1 protein-coding gene is annotated in these 3375 nt (G+C 49.0%); it reads right to left on the reverse strand.

Features of this window, described 5'->3' with window-relative positions; translation table 11 throughout:
- A partial coding sequence (locus ACWA6V_RS19010) for an NAD-glutamate dehydrogenase domain-containing protein (RefSeq protein WP_449523969.1) occupies window positions 1–3051 on the reverse strand: 3051 nt, incomplete at its 3' end.
- Between the last annotated feature and the right edge of the window lie 324 nt (window positions 3052–3375).

Below are 3375 nucleotides of genomic sequence, written 5' to 3' on the forward strand. Positions count from 1 at the left end.
CATGCCATTGCCAAATACATCGCCTGCCATATCGCCAATACCCAACACGGTTACAGGTTCGGTTTGCACATCAATATTTTTTTCGCGGAAGTGGCGCTGCACTGAAATCCACGCGCCACGCGCGGTAATGCCCATACCTTTATGGTCATAGCCCTGGCTGCCGCCCGAGGCAAATGCATCGCCGAGCCAGTGATTGTATTCAGCCGAAATTGCATTGGCGATGTCTGAAAAACTCGCGGTGCCTTTGTCGGCAGCCACCACCAGATACGCATCATCTTCATCGTAGCGCACGACGTTTTGAGGTGCACAAATACTGCCATCAACCAGATTATCGGTTAAATCCAGCAGGCCGCGAATAAGCCACTGGTAGCAGGCGATGCCCTCTCGTAATTGCTGATCGCGATTGGCATTGGATGGCATTTTTTTACAGACAAAACCACCCTTGGCACCACTGGGAACAATCACTGCATTTTTTACCTGCTGGGCTTTTACCAAGCCAAGCACTTCCGTGCGGTAATCTTGTAAACGGTCAGACCAGCGCAGGCCGCCGCGCGCAACTTTACTGGTGCGCAAATGCAGGCCTTCCATCCTCGGTGAGTAGACAAAAATTTCAAACAGTGGACGCGGTGCGGGAATATCCGGCAATTTGCGCGGCGAAAATTTGAGGGAAAGATAGGGTTTGCTATTGCCCTGTGCATCCACTTGATAAAAATTCGTGCGCAAGGTGTTATCGATCAAGGCGAGGAAGCGGCGAATAATACGGTCATCATTGAGGTTTTGCACTGCATCCAGGCGCGCAAGAATATCGGTACGTAGCGTAGCAATTCGCTCCGGCGTTTTTTCGTCCACCAAATCCGGATCAAACTTCAGGGTAAATAATTCAACCAGCTTGTGCGTGATAGCCGCCTGGTTTACCAGCGCTACCGCCATATAGTTTGCGCTAAACGGGAACAAAGTCTGGTGCATGTAACCGGAATAGGCGCGCAACATGACTACTTCGCGCCAAGCTAATCCGGCTGTGGTAATCAGTGAGTTAAACGCATCGCTATCGGCTTGGCCGTGCCATATAGCGGCGAAGGCACTCATAAAATTTTCTTTGAGTGCGGGCAAATCAATGCTGCTGGAAAATTGATGGGAAAGCTTAAAATCGTGCAGCCAAAACAATTTACCCGAGGAGGTATTAATACCGTAAGCGCTTTCGCTTACAACGCGAAACCCGAGATTTTCCAATACAGGAATCACATCGGATAGGGACAGCGTAGTATCGCGATGGAAAATTTTGAATTGCACAAATGCGCCCTGCTCGCCCACGAGCGAATGATACATACTGAGCGCAATTTTTTGCGTATCCGCCGGCTCACTCGCCGCAAGTTTACCCGACGACAATTCCGCGATGGAGTGAATATCCTGCACCGCGGTAGGTGCGTCGTATTGTTCTTGATAAGCCGCCGAAAATGCATCGCGATATTCGCGCAGTAGCTGGGCACTCACCTCCTCCCCATGCGCCTCCATCAACGCCGTATGTAAATAATCCTCCCATGACCGGGTGATATTCACTATCCCAGCCTGCAGAGTCGCCACGTCCACCTGCACTGGCATAGCGGCATCCAATTTAAATACCAGATAGACGCGCGCGAGGATGGATTCAGAAAAATAGGTCGTGAATTGACTCTCGTGCGAACCTATAGCGTTGCCGATCAATTCCTGTATCGCCAAGCGCACTTTAGTAGAAAAATAATCGCGGGGGACATAAATAATGAAATTAATAAATTTTCCAAACGGATCGCGCCGCATAAACAATCGCACCATAGAGCGCTCGTTGATTTGCGCTACACCCACGAGTGTTTCGTAGAGCTCAGTGCTGCTGCTTAAAAATAATTCATTGCGCGGAAAGGTTTCCAGTAACTGGCGGAAATTTTTCCCGTCATGACTCGCCTCGTCCAATCCGGTAAGTTCAAATACTTTCGCAACTTTGGTGGCGATTAGCGGGATCTCGGTCGGACTCATCAAATAAACGGTCGAGGTGTAAAGCCCAAGAAAGCGCACTTCCCCTATTACCTCGCCCTGTGCATTAAAACGTTTAACCACTACATAATCGGAATAAGCATTGCGATGGACACGGGCGCGCGCGGATGATTTGGAAAAAGTAATGACCTGAGGCACCAAATGAAAACGTGCCATGCCTTCGTTAAATAAATCTACTGCGAGGGAGGCCTTGTCCGTGCCTTTACGCAAAGTGAATATACCCAAGCGAGAGGCAGGAATTTCACAGAGGGTCTTCTGGCCAGCAATATCTTTAAATTCATATTCGGCATAACCGAGAAAAGTAAATTTATCCTCCGTAAGCCAATGTACGAAGGCTTTAGTCTGCTGGATATTGGCCGCAGCCGGGGCATTTTTAGCGAAATTGAGGTTTTGCTCTGTCGCAAGTGCAGCAGCACGCATAGGCTGGTAATCATCAACAACGCACTCTACTTCCGCCAGAATATCGTGCAAACTCTGGCAAATTTCCGCTAGCTCCTGCTGATCAGTATGGACACTGACCTCCATCACAATCAAAGCTTCCTTCGTTTTGCTACCACTGAATTGTTCTACAGCCTGCCCGTTTTCGCTGTCAATTAATTCCACTAGCTGATGATTAGCGTCCCGCACCAAACTGAGCACTGTGCTTTTGATGGTGTAGATCGCAATGTTGCGTCGGTTTAATTCGATGCGGATTGAATCCACCAGAAATGGCATATCATTTTGCAACACTACTAACGCAGTATGCGGGCAGACCCAACCGTCTTCCGCAAGGCTCGGATTAAACAGCCGTACCTTGGGCTGCTGTCCATCAAACGCCTGAATAAATTGCCACCATTGGTAGAGGCTGCCAAACACGTCGCTCAAGCGTCGCCCCACCAACTCCTCCAATGGATAATGATTAAAAAACTTTTTCGCCAATCCCTGGAGCGATGTCAGTTCCACGCCCACCAATTTGGATGCGGTGTATTGATTAAATTCATCTAAAAATTCGGCAAGCTTGTGCTGACTGACCAAGGGGCTGTTCACAGTTTGAACTCCTGTCAAAGATAGAACGGATGTTCTTTAAGCCTAGTCGAAAAATTAGTGTAAACAGTTGAAATCGCAGGGAACCGTCACCACCTTGCGCAGTCTATCGAGCACTTTTGTCGCGCTGGATGATGCCGAACTGGCTCACCGGCTTTGAATCAACCCACAATTGCTATCCATAACAGCGAAAAGGTATTCAACCCCATGCAGGCTTTCCAACAAATTCAATCACTGAACACAAGGCTGGACGACCAAATAATCGGCCAGGAACACTAGACCCAGCGCCAGGCAGAGTCCGAGCCTGTCGGCGAAGCCAGACGTAAT

The organism is Cellvibrio sp. (assembly GCF_053579595.1).